Below are 18,800 nucleotides of genomic sequence, written 5' to 3'. Positions count from 1 at the left end.
CGATCGGTCATGCCGCAGCTCCGGAGTGGACGTTGCCCGGCGCGGCGGCATTGCCGCCGAGGGCCGCAGCCATGATTGCGTGCTCGTCGATCGCCGCGCCCTTCAGCTCGGACACGATCCGGCCTTCGTAGAGCACGACGACACGGTCGCTCAGATGGACGAGTTCGGGGATTTCGGTGGAGTGGAACAGCACCGCGCCGCCGGCATCGGCGAAGCTGCGCATCAATTCGTAGAGCTGGTGCTTGGTGCCGACATCGATGCCGCGCGTCGGATCGAACAGGAGCAGGATGCGGCTTTCCGCAACCAGCCATTTGGCAATGGCGATCTTCTGCTGATTGCCGCCCGAAAAGGCCCCGGCCTCCGTAAAGGCGGCGACGGGAGAGACATCCACCGTGCCGAAGACGCGCTCCGCAGCGGCGCGCTCGGCCTGCCGGTCGATGAGGCCCCTGCGTGCGAAGCGGTCGATGACGGGCAAGGTCGCGTTGGTCGCCCCGTCGAGCTTCAGGAACAGGCCCTGAGTCTTGCGGTCTTCCGGCAGGAAGCCGATGCGCAGCGATGGATGGAGGGCATCGGCGGGCGCCGACAGATGCACGGCGCGGCCATCGACGAGGAGGGTGCCGGCGGTCACCGGCACGGCCCCGAAACAGGCCGAGAAAAGATCGAGCTGCCCCATGCCCTGGAGCGCCGCGACGCCCAGGATCTCACCCGGCGCGAGGGCCAGGTCCACCCCCGTCAGCTTGGCTCCGGCGCTGAGCCCACGCGTTTCCAGGACGGGTTCGGGCGGGGTCGCCGTGCTGCGGTCGGGGCGCGGCGGGAAGGTCTGGTCGAGCGAGCGCCCGATGATCCGCTCGATGACCTCGGCATCGGTAAAGTCCGCCACGGCGCCGCTGGCGATATGGCGCCCGTTGCGCAGGATCGTCATCGTATCGCAGAAATCGCGCACCTCCGGCATCCTGTGCGAGATGAACAGCACCGTCACGCCGCGCCCGCGCGCTTCGGCGATCATGCCGCCCAGCCATGCGACGTCGCTGCCCGCAAGAGCCGATGTCGGCTCGTCCAGTAAGAGGATGGAGGGCTGGCGATAGAGCGCGCGGGCAATCTCGATCTTCTGCCGCATGGCCAGATCGAGGCTGCCGGCCTCTGCCTGCAAGTCGACATGGATGCGCAGGCGCTCGAAATGCGCCCGCACGTCATCGGCCACTGCGCCACGGCGCAGCGTGCCCAGGATCGAAACCGGTGCATTCGGCAGCATCATATTGTCGAGGACGGTCAGGTCCCGCACCAGGGTCAGTTCCTGGAAGGCCGTGCGGATGCCGGCGCGGTGCGCGTCGCGCGGGCTTGCCAGGCGCACCGGCCTGCCGTCGATCTGTATGTGCCCCGTATCCGGCGCGATCAGGCCGGACAGGAGCTTCATCGTCGTGGATTTGCCGGCCCCGTTCTCACCCAGAAGCGCATGGACCGAACCCCGCGCCACGGAAAAGCTGACATCGGTGACGGCCTTGGTGGCGCCGAAGGCCTTGGACACGGCCTCGAGCCTGATGGCCGGCGGTGGGGACGTGTCTGACACGGTCGACCTCCTTGCGAAAGCGGGTCGGGCGTCGCCGCAAGGCGGCAGACGCCCGGGCGTCTCGTCTCACTGCTCGGGCTGACCGACGAGCGCCGCGTTCAGGCCGAGTTCGGGCGTCTGATCGGAGAAGATCGATGCGAACCAGCCGGGATTGGCGACGAGCGAAGGCTTGAACGCGTTGCAGCCATCCTTCATTTCCTGCCACGTACCCGTATCGCACAGCTTGACCGTATCGTTGGTGACGATCGGCAGCGGCAGGGTCGTGTGCTGGGGTACGTCGGTCTTGCCGTCCAGCATCTCGACCGCGAGCTTCAGGGCGTAAGCACCGGAATAGGGGGGCGAGGCATAGGAGATGCGCGGAGCGCCGAGCGGGGCGTAGGGGCCATCGGCACCCTCGACCTCCGTCCCGGCCGGCAGCATCTGGATGCGCCCGCCATTGGATCCTTCACCCGCGCAGGGCTTCAACTGCTCGGCGGTGCGTCCGGCTTCCAGCTGCATGGCATTGGCGGTGTAGCAGCCGACCTGCATCCAGAGCCCGTCGATGCCATCCCAGTTGCGCGTGGCGAGCAGCTTGGAAAGCTCGGTGCGCGCTACGGCCTGGCTCCACATGCCGACCGCTTCGCCGACAACCTTGATATCGGGATATTTGGCGAAGACTTCCTTGGCCGCCGCCGTTCGGGCCGTGTCGACCGATGTTCCGGGAACGCCCGTCACGAGAACGATGTCACCCTTGCCGCCCAGGCGCTCGGCAAGCCATTCGGCCGTCCGCCGCCCGGCTTCCGCCTGGTCGATCGTTACGTTGTAGGCGCAGGGCTCGGTGATCTCGCCATCATAGGCGACGATCTTCACGCCCTTGGCGCAGGCATTCTTGACGACCTGGTTCAGCGCCGTCGGCGAGATCGGGTAGACGACGATCGCGTCAGCCCCGGCCTGGACCATGGCGTTGATCTGCTGGATTTGCCGCTGCGCGTTCGGGCCGGCAACCTGAACTTCCAGATCCACCTTGTCCTTCATACCGGCGGAGGCGGCCATGGCCTTGACCATGTTCGACGCTTCGGCCTGCCAGTCATTGCCGATGTAGCTCATCGACAGGAAGATCTTGTGCTTTTCCTGGGCAAGGGCGCCGGGCGCAAAGGCAGCCGTCAGGCCGAGCGCCACCGCCAACGCCCCAAATCGGGTCGCAGTGTTCATCATATCCTCCCTGGGCGCGCCGGATCACCTCCCCGTGACCGCTCTTCGCGTCGCATTTTGATTTTAGATCAAAAATCAGTGCGCTCTTCAAGTCCGTCTTTTTGCGCGCTATTGTGTGCGCTGCAAATCAACGGAGTACGTGCATGTCGGCGCTTTCCGAACGCCTGTCCCCCTTGCGGAAGGAAACCCTGCAGGACGGCGTGTTCCGCCGCCTGTGCGAGCTGATACTGGAGGGGGGAATTGCACCCGGACAGTCGATCACCGTGGCAAGCCTGGCCAGCGCTTTCGATGTCAGCCCCATGCCGGTGCGCGAGGCGCTGACGCGGCTGACCGAAACCGGGGCACTGACGGTCATCAGTGGCCGCACGATCGGCGTTCCCAAGCTGACGCGCGCCCGCCTGGACGATCTGACGCGGGTTCGGCTCGATGTCGAGGCCACGGCGACACGCTGGGCTGCCGCACGGCCCGACGCCGACTTCCAGGCCGATCTCAGCCGCATCCTGGCGCGCCTTCGGCATGCCGAGGCGACGAGCGATACCGCGCTCTATGTCGGCGCCAATTACGATTTCCACTTCCGGATCTATTCGCAGGCTGGCTCGCCGATCCTCCTTGGAATGATCGAACGGCTATGGCTGCAGATCAGCCCCTATTTCCACCTGCTACGGGAATCGGGAAACTTCCAGATCTCCAACAGCCGCCACCAGGCACTGCACGACGCGCTCGCCACGGGCGATGCCGATGCGGCGACCGCCGCCCTGGTGGACGATCTGCGCGGCGCCTACGACGTGCTTTGCGATCTCATCTGACGGTCGGGCTTCTGCGCGACGGTTCCCCTGAACACGGTTTGGTGCCAAAGATCAGGATTGGTCCGCCGCTTGATCCCGGCGGGACCTGAGCGTTTCGCGTCGACCCGGGACAGAATCGAAGTGACCCAAGGCAAAGCACCGACCGGCAAGCCCCGCACCAAACGGCCCTCCGCCTCCGGCGTGAAGATGCGCGATGTCGCCCGCCTTGCCGGCACCTCGACCCAGACGGTGTCCCGCGTGATCAGCCGGCCGGAGCTCGTTGCCGAATCCACCCGCCAGCTCGTCGAGCGGGCCATCGTCGAACTGAACTACATTCCCAACAGCGCCGCCCGGCTCCTGGCCTCCAGCGCCAGCCGCATCGTGGCAGTCATCATTCCGAGTCTGTCCGCAACGGTCTATGCCCAGGAAGTCCACCACATCGTGCGCGTCCTGGAGGAGCGCTCATTTTCAACGCTGATCGGCAACAGCGACTATTCGCAGGAGCGGGAGGAGCGCTTGGTGCAATCCTTCCTGGAACGCCAGCCCGAAGGATTCATCCTCACCGGGACAGAGCACACCGAACGCACCACGGCGCTCCTGAAGCGCAGCGGCGTACCCATCGTCGAGACGTTCGACGGCGACAGCCCCGCCATGGACATGTCCGTCGGCTTCAGCAATTTCCAGGCCGGGCGCACGGTGGCGGAACTGTTCCGCACGCGTGGATTGTCCCGGCTCGCCTTCGTTGGCGGGCGGCAGGATCAGGACTTCCGGGCCAATGCCCGCTATGCCGGATATTGCGACCGGCTGGCGCAGGACGGTCTCGCGCCGGTGGTCCGCGTCGAGCTCGATCTGCCGATGCGCCAGGCGGACGGGATCGCCGCGCTGGACAGGGTCCTTGCGGCCGAACCGCTGACGCAGGCCATCTTCTTCAGCGCCGACAACATGGCCATCTCGGCGCTCCTGGAATGCAACCGGCGGGGCATAGGCGTTCCCGATCAGATCGCCATATGCGGCTTTGGCAATTACGACTACGGCGACGCACTCATTCCATCGCTGACGACGATCTCCGTTCCCTTCGAGGAAATGGGCGCCCTCGCGGCGCGCGAAATCCTGGCACGGATCGATGGCGACAGCGAGCGCCCAAGACAGACGGTCATGCCGTTTCGGTTGATCCGCCGTGGCAGCGCGTAAAGCAAAAGAGAGACGATCAAGGCCGCTTGACGGCTACGAATGATACCGCTAACACTACTGACGACATCACAAGGGTGCGGGTTCTGACCCGGCGTTGCCGATGGGGCTTGGGAGGGCCGATGTCGCAGATCAAGTATTTCGACGCGTTCCGGATCGGCGATGTTCGCATGTCGGCATCGCGCACCATTACCGAAAGCGATATCGTCACCCATGCCGGGCATACGGGCGACTTCTTTCCGCATCATGTGGATGCCGAGTTCGCCGCGCAAACCCCTTTCGGGCAGCGTATCGCGCATGGAACCATGATCTTTGCCATCGGCATCGGCCTGGCAGCGGGAGAGATAAACCCCGCATCCTTCAGCTACGGACACGACCGGCTGCGCTTCGTGCGCCCGGTCATGATCGGTGACACGATCCGCACGCGGATCACCGTCGTCGCCAAGGAAGACGATCCGAAGCGCCCGCAATGCGGCCGCGTGACGGAGCGCTGCGAGGTCCTCAATCAACGCGGCGAGACGGTTCTTGTTAGCGATCACATTCGCATTGTCGAACGAGCGGCTTAGGGCCGGAATGCTGTGCAGCGCCGAGGAGGGCGCCAGGCATTCGCAACGGGGAGGGAGAAACATCATGACGATCAGAAGGACCATCCTGCTGGCGGGGCTCGCGCTTCTGGCCGGCACGCAAATGGCGCGTGCAGAGGTCAGTGCGGTGTTCGGCGGCGCCGACCCCCTGGAGGGGGTCTACGACCGGCAGAACCGGCACTTCGTCGAACTGGTGAACGAGCGTGGCAAAGACGAGATCGAGCTGCAGTTCATCCGGGGCGAGCAGCTCGGCAACGATGTGCAGGTGATCGAGCAGGTCATGACCGGCGCTGTTCAGTTCTACGGCGACGATCTCAGCTTCTTCGCCAATTGGGTGCCGGAGCTCAACATCGCCAGCTGGGGCTTCCTCTTTCGGGACAATGCCCATGTGCAGGCGTTCATCGACAGCCCGATCTTTACGGATGCTGTCGAAAAACTGCGGACGGAGGAGGGGATCCGCGTTCTCGCCGCCGCGCCGGGCCAGGTCCGGGTGCTGGTCGCCACGCGTCCGATCGCCAACCTCGACGATCTTGCAGGGCTGAAGATGCGGGTGCCGGAAATCCGGACCTATCTCACGCTCTGGGAAACACTGGGCACTGCGCCGGCACGCGTCGCCTGGGGCGAAACCTTCCTTGGCCTGTCGACCGGTGTCGTCGAAGGGGCGGAAGGCGGCATCTCGTCCCTGTACGGCGCCAAGTTCCATGAGGCGGCGCGCCATGTGGTGCGCACGGACCATGTGCGGATCATCGCGCAGATTTCGGTCAATGAAGCCTGGTTCCAGAGCCAGACGCCCGAGATCCAGGAACTGCTGACCAAGGCGGCGCAGGACGCCGTGCGCTGGCAGACGGAAACCGTCACGGCCGAACAGGCGCAAACCCTGGAAAAAATGGCTGCGGAAGGCGCGACCGTTACGGAAATCGACGTGGCGCCCCTGCGCGAACGATCCGAAGTTGCCGTCCAGAAACTCGAAGAGGAAGGTTTCTGGCCCAAGGGCCTCTGGGCGCAGGTCCAGGCGCTGAACTGACGGTGGGTGAGCCGGCCCGCACCAGCGCCACCGGCTCGCGCCCGTTCCGACCATTGTCTCTTTCGAAAGTCAGTCGAATGACGGCCCAAAGGATCGACCGGGTTCTTGCCCGGCTGGTGCGGCTTGTTGCGCGCATCGAAATCTCGGCGCTGACGAGCCTGATGATCTTCATCATCGTCGCCATCGCCCTCCAGACACTGACACGCTACGCCTTCGGCCGCCCCATCACCTGGGTGGAAGAGGCTGCGGTCTACGCCTTCATCTGGATCACCTTTCTCGGCGCGTCCTACGGGGCCAAGCAGGGCAAGCTGATCAAGGTGGAGCTGATCAGCCACAGTTTCGGCGAGCGGGGCCTGCGCAACATTCTGATCGTCAGCCAGGCGGTCACTGCGGCGGGTTGCGCGTATCTGGCCTGGATCACGCCGAGCGTCATGGCGATCGAGGCGCGCAGCTCCACCATATCGCTGCCGATCGACGTTCCGCGCGCCTGGTTCTTCTCTGGCCCGCTCTTCTACTTCGCGCTCGTCACCGCCCTGTGCAGTCTTGCCCGGCTGTACCGCCTGCTGGCGCTCGGCGACATCCAACCCCTTGTCGAGCCCTTCCCGGTGGAAGAGCACGACGTTCCCCTTCCTGCGAGTTGAGCCATGGCGATCCTTCTTCTCTTCGCGGCCTTTCTCCTGCTCCTCGTCATCGAGGTGCCGGTCGCCATAGCGCTGCTTTTGTCGTCGCTGGCCTATATCGACCTGGCGTCGCCGCTGCCGATCCAGATCGTGGTTCAGCGCATGGCATCGGGGCTGGACAGCTTCCCGCTGATCGCCATCCCGCTCTTTGTGCTGGCCGGTAATATCCTGAACGGCGCCGGCATCGCCGAACGCATCTACGCTTTCGCCGTGGCGCTGGTCGGCCATGTGCGCGGTGGCCTGGCACAGGTCAACATCTTCGGCAGCATGGTGTTTGCCGGCATGTCCGGAGTGGCGCAGGCCGATGCCGCGGGCCTCGGCACGATCGAGATCAAGCACATGAAGGAGCGCGGCTACAGCGCGCCCTTCGCGGCCGCCTGTACCGCCGCGTCCGCCATCATCGGCCCGGTCATTCCGCCCAGCGTGATCATGGTGGTCTATGCGGTGACGGCCCAGGTTTCGCTGACGCAGCTTTTCCTGGCCGGCATCATCCCGGGGCTGACCATGGGCCTGTCCCTGATGATCCTGGTCTGGGTGCTGGCAGCGACGGGCCGGGTCGTCGCCCCGACCGAGCCGCGCGCCAACATACCCTTCATCATGACGAGCTTCTGGCGCGCGCTGCCGGCCCTAGTCGCCCCCATCTTCCTGACGGCGGGCATGCTGCTCGGCTTCGCCACGCCGACGGAACTCGGCGCACTGACCGTCATCTACGCTATTATCCTCGGCTTCTGGACCCGAGACCTGACGGTGGCATCGTTGATGATGCACATCCGACAGAGCGCCGTGACGTCCGGCATCCTCACGCTCATCATCGCATCGGCCGTGCCCTTCGGCTGGATCATCTCGGTCGGCAACTACACGTCGGGCCTGCTCGAATTCTTCGAGTCCATCGGCGCGAACTGGGTCGTCTTCCTTCTGATCGTCAACGTCGCGCTTCTGATCGTCGGCCTGTTCATCGAAACGACCGCCGTCCTCCTGATCGCGACGCCCGCCCTGCTGCCGCTGGCGGCGGCCTACGGCATCGACCCGATCCACCTGGGCGTGATCATGATCGTCAATCTTCTGATCGGCGCGATCACGCCGCCGATGGGGGTCATCCTGTTCATCTGCCAGCACATCGCCAACATCCGCTTCTCGCAGATGGTGCGGGCGATCCTGCCCTTCTACATCCCGCTCGGGCTCATGCTGCTCGTCATTACCTACTGGTCGCCCATCGTCATGTGGCTGCCGACCTACTTCCGCTGACCCGGAAAACAGCCTTCAAGAGGATATCATGAACCAGTCCAACAAGGCCGGCGTCCTGTCCGGTTACCGCGTCCTCGACTGTTCCATTGCCATGGCCGGCCCCTTTGCCGCCCAGCGCCTGGGCGACCTCGGAGCCGATGTGGTCAAGGTCGAGCCGGTCACCGGCGAGTGGCAGCGCCACGTATCGGCCGGCGGGGCGCAGGGCAACGCGATCAACGTGTCCTTCCTGTCGCTCAACCGGAACAAGCGCTCACTGGCCGTCGATCTGAAATCGCCGGAGGGCAAGGCGATCCTTCTGCAACTCGTCAAGGACGCCGACGTGTTCCTGCAGAACTATCGCCCCGGCGTCGCAAAGCGCCTTGGTGTGGACTACGAGACTCTGTCGGCCATCAACCCGCGCCTCATCTATGTATCCATGTCGGGCTACGGCGAGGATGGGCCCTATGTGAACCGCCCCGGCCAGGATCTGATCCTGCAGGGCATGTCCGGCGCCATGCGCTCGGCCGGCCGCGAGAGCGAGCCACCCATGGCGGCGGGCCAGTACCTCGTGGATGCCGTGGCGGCCTACAACGCCTTCGAGGGCGCGCTCGCGGCCCTCTTGCACCGGGAGCGGACCGGAGAGGGCCAACTCGTCCAGGTGAACATGCTGGACGCCATCGCCACCATTCAGATGCAGGAGCTTTCGGTCTTCACCGTCGCCGGCAAGCCGCAACAGCGTTCTGCCGAACCGCATGCCCATGTCTATATCCGGGCGCCCTATGGGGCGTTCGAAACGAGCGACGGTCATATCATCGTGGCCTTCCCGCCGCTCAAGGCCTTCGGGGAAATCATCGGCGAGCCATCCTTCCTGACAATGGACGACGAAACCGACAGCTGGTCGCAGCGGGACCACATCTTCGCCCGTACGCGTGAGCGGCTGAAGACGCGCAGCTCGGCGGAATGGCTGGAGCTCCTGCGGGCGGCCGATATCTGGTGCGGGCCGGTCTATGGCTATGCCGAACTCCTCGACGATCCGCAGATCCGGCACAACGGCACTTTCGTCGAATACGACCATCCGACCGAAGGCCGCGTGAAGGTGCCAGGCTTCCCCATCCGCTTCTCGAAGACACCCTCGCGCGTGGACCTGCCGACGCCGCTGGTCGGGCAGCACACGCGCGAGGTTCTCTCCGAAGCCGGCTTCGCTCCGGAGCGGGTTGACGAACTCCTGGACGCCGGCGTCCTGCGCGAGACGAGGATCTGATCCGATGGCGGACATTCTTTTCGACATCGACGGGCCGATCGCGACCATCACGCTCGACCGGCCGCAGAAGCTGAATGCCGTGACGCCGGATATGGCGGACGACATCCTCGCCGCAGTGGCAACCTGCAACGACAGCGATACGATCCGCGTCGTCATCGTGACCGGGGCCGGCACGCGCGCCTTTTGCGCCGGCTCCGATATCCGGGAGCTCGATGGCTATGCCAGCCCCTGGGCGTTCCGGAACCGACCGGATTACTGCGATGCCATCCGAAGGCTTTTGAAGCCGACCATCTGTGCCGTGAACGGTTATGCCTTCGGCGGCGGGCTGGAAACGGCCTTAAGCTGCGACATCCGCATCGCCTCCGAGACCGCAAGCTTTGCGGCGCCCGAGATCAAGCTTGGCTGGATCGGGGGCGGGGGCATGGCAACCTTCCTGGCACATGCGATCGGCCCGTCCAATGCCGCGATCATGCTGATGACGGGCGATCCCGTTCCGGCGCGAACGGCATTGGACTGGGGCCTCGTCAGCGAGGTCCTGGAGGGTGATGCGCTCATGGCGCGCGCCCGCAGCCTTGCAGAGACGATCGCCGCACGCGCACCTATCGCAGCCGAAACGGCCAAGCAGAACCTGCGCGCGGCTTACAACATGCCGCAGGAGCAGGCGATTGCCTATGAGCGGGACCTTCAGACCATCTGTTTTGCGACGGATGACGCCCAGGAAGGACGCGCCGCCTTCAAGGACAAGCGTGCGCCGGTCTTCCACCGGCGCTGACAGGACCAACCGGCACGCTGCGCCGACCCTTCCGAAGGATCTTTCATGACCGTCACCTTGAAAGGCATGACGTGGAGCCATCCACGCGGCTACGACCCGATGATCGCCTGTTCGCGCATCTGGCGCGAACGGACCGGCGTGGAGCTCGTCTGGGACAAGCGCTCGCTGCAGGATTTCGAAAGCTATCCGGTCGAGGAGCTGGCCCGCGCCTACGACCTGATCGTGATCGACCATCCGCATGTGGGCCAGATCACCTCCGAAGGCTGCCTCCACCCACTGGATGCACCAAACTGGGCAGAGGCGAGCCAGGCCCTGGCACGGCGAAGCGTTGGCCCATCATTTGCAAGCTACACCTGGGAAGGTCGTCAATGGGCTTTGCCCATCGATGCGGCCACGCAGGTCCAGGCCTTCCGGCCCGATCTTCTGTCGACGGCCCCCGGCCGACTGGAGGAGATCTTCGATCTGGCGCGGGAGGGGCGCGTGCTCGTTCCCTTGCGCAATCCCCATGCGATCATGTGCTTCTTCACCCTTTCCGCCAATCTTGGAACGCCCTGCGCCCAAAGCCCGGATCGCTTCGTGGACGAGGATGCCGGCGTACGGGTCTACGACCTGTTGCAGCAGCTTCTCACCCTGATCCCGCGCGAAAGCCTGGACATGGATCCGATCGAGGCGAGCGAGGCGATGGCACGTGCCGACAGCCGCATTGCGTCCATCCCCTTGACCTATGGCTATGTCAGCTATGCGCGTGACGGGTTCCGCGAACGCCGGCTCGATTTCGCGCCCGTGCCGTCGGCTGGGTCCGAAGGGGGGATTGGTGGGACCCTCGGCGGCACCGGGATTGCCGTCTCGGCCCGCTCGGCCAATATCGACGCGGCGATGGAGTTTGCCTACTGGCTCGCCGGGGAAGAGGCGCAGAAGGGGCCCTACGCTGCCGCAGGGGGGCAACCGGCCCACGCCGCCGCCTGGGAGGACGATACCGTGAACCGGGACGTCTGCGACTTCTATCGCAAGACACGCACGGCGCTCGAAACCTCGTATCTGCGGCCGCGCTATAATGGCTACATGCTGTTCCAGGTCCAGGCATCCGACTGCCTGGCCCATGCGCTGGCGCAAGGGCAGGGCGCGCGTGACACCGTGCGCGCGTTGAATGCACTGTATCGGGCGGCGCAGGCAGCCTAGCGGGCAGCGTCCGCGCCCTGCGGTCGATACGACAGAAGCCATTGCCTGACATGAGCGGTCGCGCGCGGGTTGCGCGGTTTGCGCAGGGTTACGACATGCGCGTCCATGGTGCCGCGCATCGCTCCCGGCAGCGCCTGCACGAGACGCCGGGAGGTCAGTTCGCCCTCGACGAGGAAGCGGCTCGCGACGGCCAGCCCCTGGCCGGCGGCCGCGGCGTCGATGGCAAGGGAAGTCTGGCTGAAGCGGAGCTGCCGGGCGCTCGCCGGCACATGGCGGGCGAGAACCCGGTCGAAGAATTCCGGCCATAGATCATGCGCGTCGTTCAGAAACGTTGCCGCATCGAGCGAATGGATCGGAAGGAAGGGGTCTCCTGCCGGTAACAGGGCCGGGCTGCAAACGGCAATGACCTCCTGCTCGAACAGGAGGTCTGCCGACAGCCCCGGCCCGAAGGGCGGCTGCCCTTGCCGGACCGCGATATCGGCGCCGTCGCTCTGGAAGTTGGACAGGCTTTCGGTCGCCAGGATGCGCAGTTCGATATCGGGATGGGCCTGCCCGAATTGCGGAAGGCGGGGCAGGAGCCATTTGGACGCGAAGGTGGGGGTGACGCTGATCGTCACCCGATCCGGCTCCGGGCGAAGCGCCACCGTGGCCTCATGCATCAGTTCGAAGGCTCGGCGCAGTTGGGCGGCGTAACTGCGGCCCGGCACTGTCAGGGCAAGTGAGCGTGGCAGCCGATCGAAGAGCCGCAGGCCGAGCTCGGCCTCGAGCTTGCGGACATGCTGGGCGACAGCGCCTTGCGTGACGCCGAGTTCCTTGGCCGCCAGCCGAAAGTTCAGATGCCGCGACGATGCCTCGAAGGCGCGCAGGGCATTGAGGGGCGGTAAGCGTGTCGGGGCGCGGCCCATCCAGGAGATTTCCTACTGCATCGAGAGCCAACTCCTGCATAGTTCAGGGTGCCCCGGCAATGCCATATCCACAACTGACAGGAGCTTTTCCAACGGCTCCGATGCAGGGGAGGTTCGGCATGGCCGGAAGGATTGCTGCCAGCACGATGTCAGGGGACGGTTTCGCACCGGCCTATGCGGCCTTCGCCGCTCTCGGCCTTATCTGGGGGTCGAACTTCATCTTCACCAAATGGGCGGCCGTGCTGATTTCTCCTGAGCAGATCGTGCTGATGCGCGTACTGTTCGGCTTCGTGCCGCTGGCTATTGCAGGCCTTGCCGGCGGCGCCCTCCACTGGAAACACATACGCTACGTCCATCATTTCGCGGTGATGTCGGTCCTGGCGACGGCCTTCTATTACATCGCCTTCGCCAAGGGCACGGTCCTCCTCCTGTCCAGCGTGGCGGGGATGCTGAGCGGGGCCATACCCATCTTCACCTTCGTCACGGCCATGGTCTTCCTGCGCTCCGAGCCAATCAACGCACGGTCGATCGGCGGAACGCTCCTCGGCTTCATGGGGATTCTTCTGATCGCGCGGCCCTGGGACCCGGCGCTCGGCAGCGTCGATCCTGCCGGCATCGGCTGGATGATCGCAGGCTCCTTCAGCGTCGGCGCCTCCTTCGTCTATGCCCGCCGCTTCATCAGCCCGCTCGGATTGCCGCCGTTGGCGCTGACCACCTACCAGACCGGGATCGCCCTTCTGGCCCTGCTCGTCACGACCGATCTGGCCGGCGTCGGCGCCGTCTTTGCCGATAGGCGCGCTTGGCTCGGCCTGGTCTTTGGTCTTGGCCTGTGCGGGACGGGGCTGGCCTATATTCTCTACTATCGGATCGTCGACCGGCTCGGGGCAGTGGCGGCGTCCGGTGTCACCTACATACCGCCTGTCGAGTCCCTTGCCATCGGAGCCCTGTTCGTCGGCGAGCCGGTCCGGTGGCGCGATGCGGCGGCCATGGGGTTGATCCTTTTCGGCGTGGCGGTGCTTCAGTCGGCACGCCATGCAAGATCGCAAATCGACGGATGCCAGACGTGAAGTCCGGCACTTCATGCATCATTCATGCTGTCGGACGCTAAGGCCGCCATCGACCGTCAGGCAGGCGGCGTTCATGAAGGGGCATTCGTCGGAGATCATGAAGACAGCGGCCAGTGCGATCTCCTCCGGCGTGGCGATGCGCCCGCCGGGGTGCAGCGCCAGCGTCTGCGCCTTGGCGGCCTGCGGGTCGGGGAACGTGTTCCAGTAGTCGATGACCTTCTGCGTCTCCACATAGCCTGGCGCAAGCGCGTTCACGCGTACGCCCTGCGGCGCGTATTCGAGGCCGAGCGCCTTCGTCATGCCCAGGAGCGCATGCTTGGCGAGCGGATAGGGAAAGGTGTGCGGGATGATCGTGAAGGCGTGGGTGGATGCGATGTTGAGGATCGCGCCACCGCCGGCGGCGATCATTCCGGGCAAAACGGCACGGCAACAGTTCCAGGCGCCTTTCAGATTAACGTCGAAGCAGCGCTGCCACGCCGCATCGTCCATGGCGAGCGGCTCGGAAAAGACGTTGATGCCGGCATTGTTGACGAGCGCATTGAGGGGGCCGATCGCTGCAGCACCGTCGCCAACCGCCCGTGCGACCGCATCCGCGTCGGTAATGTCAGCGGACGCCTCGAACAAGGTCGCGCCGGACGCCCGCAGCCGCTCGGTGGTTGTTGCCAGGAGCGTGCCATCCCGGTCGAGCAAAAGAAGCGCGGCGCCCTCGCGGTGGCAGGCCTGCGCGATGGCGAGCCCGATGCCTTGGGCGGCGCCCGTGATCATAATGCGTTTGTTCTGCAGGCGGCCAGCCATGCGCTCACCATTCCGCAAAGGAGCCGTCGGCATGGCGCCAGACGGGGTTGCGCCAGCGATGGCCGGTTCTCGCCATTTCGATGACATGGGCCTCGTCCACCTCGATGCCGAGGCCGGGCCCGTCCGGGATTGCGACGAAGCCATCCTGATAGGCGAAGGCCTCCGGGTTCGAGACGTAGTCGAGAAGGTCGCTCCCCGCATTGTAATGAATGCCCAGGCTCTGCTCCTGGATGAAGGCATTGTAGCTCACCGCATCGAGCTGGAGGCAGGCGGCCAGCGCGATGGGGCCAAGCGGGCAATGAGGCGCCAGCGCCACGTCGTAAGCCTCTGCCATGGTCGCGATCTTGCGGCATTCGGTGATGCCGCCGGCATGGGATACGTCCGGCTGGATGATGTCGACGACACCATCCTGGAGGACGCCCTTGAAGTCCCAGCGGGAATAGAGCCGCTCGCCGAGCGCGATCGGCACGGAGCAATGGTTGGCGATCTCCCGCAGTGCCTCGCGATGCTCGGACAGCACCGGCTCCTCGATGAACATCAGCTTATAGGGCTCGAGCTCCTTCACCAGCACCTTCGCCATCGGCTTGTGGACTCGGCCGTGAAAATCGGCGCCAATGCCGATATGCGGGCCGACCGCCTCGCGCACGGTGGCGATGGTCTCGACCGCGCGATCGATCGCGGCATGGTCGCCGACGATCTGAAGCTCCTCGCAACCATTGAGCTTGAGGGCCTTGAATCCGTTCGCCACAGCCTGTCGCGCGCTTGCTGCAACGTCGGCGGGCCGGTCGCCGCCGACCCAGGAATAGATTTGGATCCGGTCGCGGCACCGTCCGCCAAGAAGCTGGTGGACCGGCTGGCCGAGCGCGCGGCCCTTGATGTCCCAAAGCGCCTGGTCGATCCCGGCCAAGGCGCTCATGTGGATCGCCCCGCCGCGATAGAAGCCGCCTCGGTACAGAACGGTCCAATGATCTTCGATGCGCATCGGGTCCTTGCCGACGAGGTAGTCGGCAAGCTCGTGCACCAGCGCCTCGACGGTGGCAGCGCGCCCTTCCACCACCGGCTCGCCCCAGCCGGTGACGCCCTCATCGGTCTCGATCTTCAGGAACAGCCAGCGTGGCGGCACCAGAAAGGTTGTCAGCTTGGTGATCTTCATGAGCTTGCGATCCCGGAGGGAAGGGCTGATGGGACAAGACGGAGGGCGCCGGACAGGGCTTCGCCGGGCGAAAGGGCGACGAGCCCGCCGCCATCCGCATGGCCGTGCGCGCCGGCACGATGGGTCATCGGCTCGAGGCAGAACCATTCGCGGCCGGGCAACGTGGCACGGTCCGGCACGAACAGGAAGGCGTGGGCGAAGATTGGATCGGCAACCATTGCCAGCGCGGCGCCACGCTCCGGCCAGAGGATGCGCGCATGCCCGTCCCAGTCCTCCAGAGCGTTGTTGACCCAACGTTCGGGAAGGGGCGCGGGACCGGCGAAGTCGAGATCGGCGGGCAGAGGCGCCGTCCTGCCGGGCAGGTGTCCGGCTTCTTCGGTTCGAAAGCTTCGGGCACGCAGTTGCAGGCGCGCCTGCGGCGTGCGGGGCAGGAAAGGGTGCCAACCCATGCCGAAGGGCATCGGTGCCTTGCCGCGGTTCTCCACCGTCAGCGTCAGGCGAATGGCGCCGTCCTCGATCGCCAGCGCCTGGCGGGCCGCGTAGCGATAGGGGCCGGCCTTTTGGCAAAAGCCGAGGGTGAGGGCGGCTGTACCGGCTTCCAGAATGTGCCATTCCGCAAGCCAGCCATCCCCATGCAGGTAGAATGGATCGGCGGTGTTCGCCGCCAGCCTGTGCAGACGCCCGCCGAAAAGGAAGGCGTTTTCGGCAAGCCGGTTGCCGAAGGGGACGAGCGGGAAGGCGGACCGATCCTTGGCGCCTGCCCCCTCCGCCGCCGCGCACAGGATTGGCACGCGGCCGTTTCCCGCCCCAAGCCAGTCGAGGGAAAGGACGCGCCCGCCCAGCGTCGAGACGCGCGCCTCGATCCCGTCGGCGGAAAGCGAGAGTGCGGCCATGCGTCTCAGCGTCGTCCAAGGGCGCGCGAGCGCAGCGTGTCGAGAAGCACGGCGAAGAGCAGGATCAGGCCGCGCACGACATATTGGTAGAAGGCCTGGATGTTCAGGAGGTTCATCACATTCTCGGCGATGCCGAGGATCAGGACGCCAACGATGACGCCGCTCATCGTCGCCCGGCCGCCTGCCAGCGACACGCCACCCAGCACGCAGGCCGAGATCACTGAAAGTTCGAGCCCCGTCGCGGCATTCGGCTGGCCGCTCGTAATGCGTGAGGCAAGGAGAATGCCGGCAATCGCGCAGACGAGCCCCTGCAGCGCGAAGATGCCGATACGGCCCCAGTCGACATCCACGCCCGCAAGGCGCGAAGCTTCCGGGTTGCCGCCGATGGCCAGCGTGTTGCGCCCGAACACCGTGCGGTTGAGGACGAAGGCGAAGACGACGAAGAGGATCGCCATGATCCAGACCGGCGTCGGTATGCCGAGGAAGCGGCTCAGCGCCAGGGAATAGAAGGCCGGGTCGTTGATGCCCACGGCGCGCCCGTCCGAGGCGATCAGAGCGAGCCCACGCACGATCTGCATGGTCGCCAGCGTGGTGATCAAGGCGTTGATGCGCAGTTTGGCAATGACGATGCCGTTGACGAAACCGACGAGCGTGCCGGCCATGAGTGCGGCAAGAAGGCCGAGCGGGATCGAGCCCGTCTCGTTCGAGACCATCACCGCGACCATGCCCGCAAAGGCGACGATGGAGCCGACCGAAAGGTCGAAATCGCGCGAGGCGAGGCAGAACATCATCGTGCAGGCGACGATGCCGATCGTCACGACCGATTGAAGGAGGCCCAGTATGTTGCGCTCGGTCAGGAAATTCGGGACCGTCAGCGAGACGATGGCGAAGGCGAGGATGAAGAGGACAAGCAAGCCCTGCTCGCCAAGGAGGATGCGTTTGATCATGACGGGTCAGGCCTTCTCGGCAAAGCGGGGTGTCGTGCGGTCGGGCAGCGCGGCGGCAAGGAGCGCGGCTTCCGAAAGCTGCCCGCGCGTGAAACTGGCGGCGATGCGCCGCTCGCACATCACGAGCACCCGGTCGCAAATACCGATCACCTCGGGCAACTCGCTGGTGACGACGACAACGGCGATCCCCTTCTCGGCCAGCGCGTAGAGGATCTCGTAGATTTCCGACTTGGCGCCGACGTCGATGCCGCGCGTCGGCTCGTCGACGATCAGCACCTTCACGTCCGGCTCGGAGAGCCAGCGGGCCAGGATCACCTTCTGCTGGTTGCCGCCGGAAAGGTTGACGATATCCTGGCGGCGCGATGGCGTGCGAATGCGCAGGGAGGCGATGAAGCGGTCGGCCGTCTCGGCCTCGCGCGCGGGACGCACGATGCCCATCGGCGAATGGTGGCGGCGCGAGGACACGGCGATGTTCTCGGCAACGGAGCGGCCCTGCAGGATGCCGTCGGCCTTGCGATCCTCCGGGCAGAGGACGAGGCCGGCGCGGATCGCCCGGCGCGGCGTTACCGGTGACAGCGCCTCGCCGTCGATCCTGACGGTTCCCGCCGTCGCGGCGTCCGCGCCGTAGACAAGGCGCATCAGTTCCGAGCGCCCGGCGCCGACCAGGCCGAAGAAGCCGAGGATTTCACCGGCCTTCGCCTCGAAGGATTGTGGCTCGGGAACGCGGGCGCCGCACAGATTGTCGACGGAAAGGCGCACGGCACCGGCTGCCCGCGGCCGCCAGCCCCATATGTCGGCAATCTCGCGCCCGACCATTTCGGACACGAGCGTCTCGCGGGTCACGTGCTCCATGGTCGGGTGGTGGGCGGCAAGCCGCCCGTCGCGCAGCACCGTGCACCCGTCACACAAGCGGAAAATCTCGTCCAGCCGATGCGAGACGTAAAGGATGACCTTGCCGGCCGCGCGCAGGCGCGCAATCAGGCGGAACAGGATTTCGCTCTCGCGGGAGGACAGGGACGAGGTCGGCTCGTCGAGCGCGATGACCCGCGCGTCGATCATCACGGCCTTGGCGATCTCCACCATCTGCCGCTCGCCGATCGACAGGCTCGCAACCTTTGCTGTCGGGTCGATGTCGACGCCGATGCTCTGCAGGGTGCGGGCAACCTCGTCATACAGGGCGCGGAAGCCGACGATGCCCGCGCGGGCCGGGAACCGGCCAAGGCGCAGGTTTTCGGCCACCGACAGTTCCGGAACGAGCTGAAGCTCCTGATGGACAACGACGACGCCGGCATCGAAGGCATCGCGGGCGGACGCAAAGCGCTGCTCGACGCCGTCGATGCGGATCGTGCCCTCGTCAGGCCGCGCGTCGCCGGACAGGATGCGGATCAGCGTCGATTTGCCGGCGCCGTTCTCTCCCATCAGGCCGTGGACGTGGCCGGCGGGCACGGAAAAGCCGACATCGGAAAGTGCGCGCACGCCAGGATAGGACTTGGACAGCCCTTTGAACTCGAGAAAGGCCATGATCACCCCCGGATGGAAAGAGCGGCCGGCGGCCCAAGCAGGGGCGCCGGCGGCCGTCCCGTGC

At 65.6% G+C, this 18,800-nt stretch carries 18 protein-coding genes; 10 read left to right on the top strand and 8 right to left on the bottom strand.

Annotation, left to right across the window (positions count from 1 at the left end):
- Window positions 1–7: 7 nt before the first annotated feature.
- Window positions 8–1,567 (bottom strand): sugar ABC transporter ATP-binding protein, encoded by a 1,560-nt coding sequence (locus AUL30_RS01060; RefSeq protein ID WP_062225918.1) that lies wholly within the window; start codon window positions 1,565–1,567, stop codon window positions 8–10.
- 66 nt (window positions 1,568–1,633) lie between these two features.
- Window positions 1,634–2,761: a sugar ABC transporter substrate-binding protein gene (locus AUL30_RS01055; protein ID WP_244490669.1), complete on the bottom strand. Its 1,128-nt coding sequence runs from the start codon at window positions 2,759–2,761 to the stop codon at window positions 1,634–1,636.
- 140 nt (window positions 2,762–2,901) lie between these two features.
- Here AUL30_RS01055 and AUL30_RS01050 point away from each other — a divergent pair, with 140 nt between their 5' ends.
- The 9 genes from AUL30_RS01050 to AUL30_RS01010 all read left to right on the top strand — a co-directional run bounded on the left by AUL30_RS01050 (window position 2,902) and on the right by AUL30_RS01010 (window position 11,455).
- Complete coding sequence (locus AUL30_RS01050) at window positions 2,902–3,564, top strand: GntR family transcriptional regulator (protein ID WP_062225914.1); 663 nt, start codon at window positions 2,902–2,904, stop codon at window positions 3,562–3,564.
- Window positions 3,565–3,684: 120 nt separating this feature from the next.
- Window positions 3,685–4,734 carry a LacI family DNA-binding transcriptional regulator gene (locus AUL30_RS01045; RefSeq protein ID WP_157069800.1) on the top strand — a complete coding sequence of 350 codons (1,050 nt, stop codon included), beginning with the start codon at window positions 3,685–3,687 and terminating at the stop codon, window positions 4,732–4,734.
- 119 nt (window positions 4,735–4,853) lie between these two features.
- On the top strand, window positions 4,854–5,297 hold the full coding sequence (locus AUL30_RS01040; protein ID WP_062225909.1) for a MaoC family dehydratase: 444 nt from the start codon (window positions 4,854–4,856) through the stop codon (window positions 5,295–5,297).
- Between the two features lie 64 nt (window positions 5,298–5,361).
- Window positions 5,362–6,339 (top strand): TRAP transporter substrate-binding protein, encoded by a 978-nt coding sequence (locus AUL30_RS01035; protein ID WP_244490668.1) that lies wholly within the window; start codon window positions 5,362–5,364, stop codon window positions 6,337–6,339.
- A gap of 77 nt (window positions 6,340–6,416) precedes the next feature.
- Window positions 6,417–6,980, top strand: a complete 564-nt coding sequence (locus AUL30_RS01030; protein WP_062225907.1) for a TRAP transporter small permease — start codon at window positions 6,417–6,419, stop codon at window positions 6,978–6,980.
- 3 nt (window positions 6,981–6,983) lie between these two features.
- Window positions 6,984–8,264, top strand: coding sequence for a TRAP transporter large permease (locus AUL30_RS01025; RefSeq protein WP_062225905.1), 1,281 nt, complete (start codon window positions 6,984–6,986; stop codon window positions 8,262–8,264).
- Window positions 8,265–8,292: 28 nt separating this feature from the next.
- Window positions 8,293–9,504, top strand: coding sequence for a CaiB/BaiF CoA transferase family protein (locus AUL30_RS01020; protein ID WP_062225903.1), 1,212 nt, complete (start codon window positions 8,293–8,295; stop codon window positions 9,502–9,504).
- A gap of 4 nt (window positions 9,505–9,508) precedes the next feature.
- Window positions 9,509–10,276, top strand: coding sequence for an enoyl-CoA hydratase/isomerase family protein (locus tag AUL30_RS01015; protein WP_062225901.1), 768 nt, complete (start codon window positions 9,509–9,511; stop codon window positions 10,274–10,276).
- A gap of 45 nt (window positions 10,277–10,321) precedes the next feature.
- The gene (locus AUL30_RS01010) at window positions 10,322–11,455 is read left to right on the top strand and encodes an extracellular solute-binding protein (RefSeq protein ID WP_062225899.1); all 1,134 of its coding nucleotides are present in this window, start codon (window positions 10,322–10,324) and stop codon (window positions 11,453–11,455) included.
- Here AUL30_RS01010 and AUL30_RS01005 read toward each other — a convergent pair.
- Window positions 11,452–12,360: a LysR substrate-binding domain-containing protein gene (locus AUL30_RS01005; RefSeq protein ID WP_062225897.1), complete on the bottom strand. Its 909-nt coding sequence runs from the start codon at window positions 12,358–12,360 to the stop codon at window positions 11,452–11,454. The two genes, AUL30_RS01010 and AUL30_RS01005, sit on opposite strands and share 4 nt — an antisense overlap.
- Before the next feature lie 119 nt (window positions 12,361–12,479).
- Between AUL30_RS01005 and AUL30_RS01000 the strand changes: the two genes are divergently transcribed.
- Window positions 12,480–13,427, top strand: coding sequence for a DMT family transporter (locus AUL30_RS01000; RefSeq protein ID WP_202814468.1), 948 nt, complete (start codon window positions 12,480–12,482; stop codon window positions 13,425–13,427).
- 18 nt (window positions 13,428–13,445) lie between these two features.
- On the opposite strand, the gene AUL30_RS00995 is transcribed toward AUL30_RS01000, so the two are convergent.
- From AUL30_RS00995 to araG, 5 genes are read right to left on the bottom strand one after another with little or no spacing between them, the layout of a single operon-like run.
- Entirely contained in the window at window positions 13,446–14,222 is a 777-nt protein-coding gene (locus tag AUL30_RS00995) for an SDR family oxidoreductase (RefSeq protein ID WP_062225893.1), read from the bottom strand.
- Window positions 14,223–14,226: 4 nt separating this feature from the next.
- Complete coding sequence (dgoD, locus tag AUL30_RS00990; RefSeq protein ID WP_062225891.1) at window positions 14,227–15,375, bottom strand: galactonate dehydratase; 1,149 nt, start codon at window positions 15,373–15,375, stop codon at window positions 14,227–14,229.
- A complete protein-coding gene (locus AUL30_RS00985) occupies window positions 15,372–16,268 on the bottom strand; it encodes an aldose 1-epimerase (RefSeq protein ID WP_062225889.1) in 897 nt (298 codons plus the stop codon). The genes dgoD and AUL30_RS00985 overlap by 4 nt, the downstream gene beginning before the upstream one ends.
- Window positions 16,269–16,273: 5 nt before the next feature.
- Window positions 16,274–17,215 (bottom strand): L-arabinose ABC transporter permease AraH, encoded by a 942-nt coding sequence (araH, locus tag AUL30_RS00980; protein ID WP_062225888.1) that lies wholly within the window; start codon window positions 17,213–17,215, stop codon window positions 16,274–16,276.
- Between the two features lie 6 nt (window positions 17,216–17,221).
- Window positions 17,222–18,736, bottom strand: a complete 1,515-nt coding sequence (gene araG, locus AUL30_RS00975; RefSeq protein WP_062226486.1) for an L-arabinose ABC transporter ATP-binding protein AraG — start codon at window positions 18,734–18,736, stop codon at window positions 17,222–17,224.
- Between the last annotated feature and the right edge of the window lie 64 nt (window positions 18,737–18,800).

The sequence above is a fragment of the Aureimonas frigidaquae genome (assembly GCF_001463905.1).
GTDB lineage: Bacteria > Pseudomonadota > Alphaproteobacteria > Rhizobiales > Rhizobiaceae > Aureimonas > Aureimonas frigidaquae.
The sequence above is the reverse complement of the archived record's forward strand: the minus strand, read 5'-3'. Positions and strand labels throughout refer to the sequence as shown.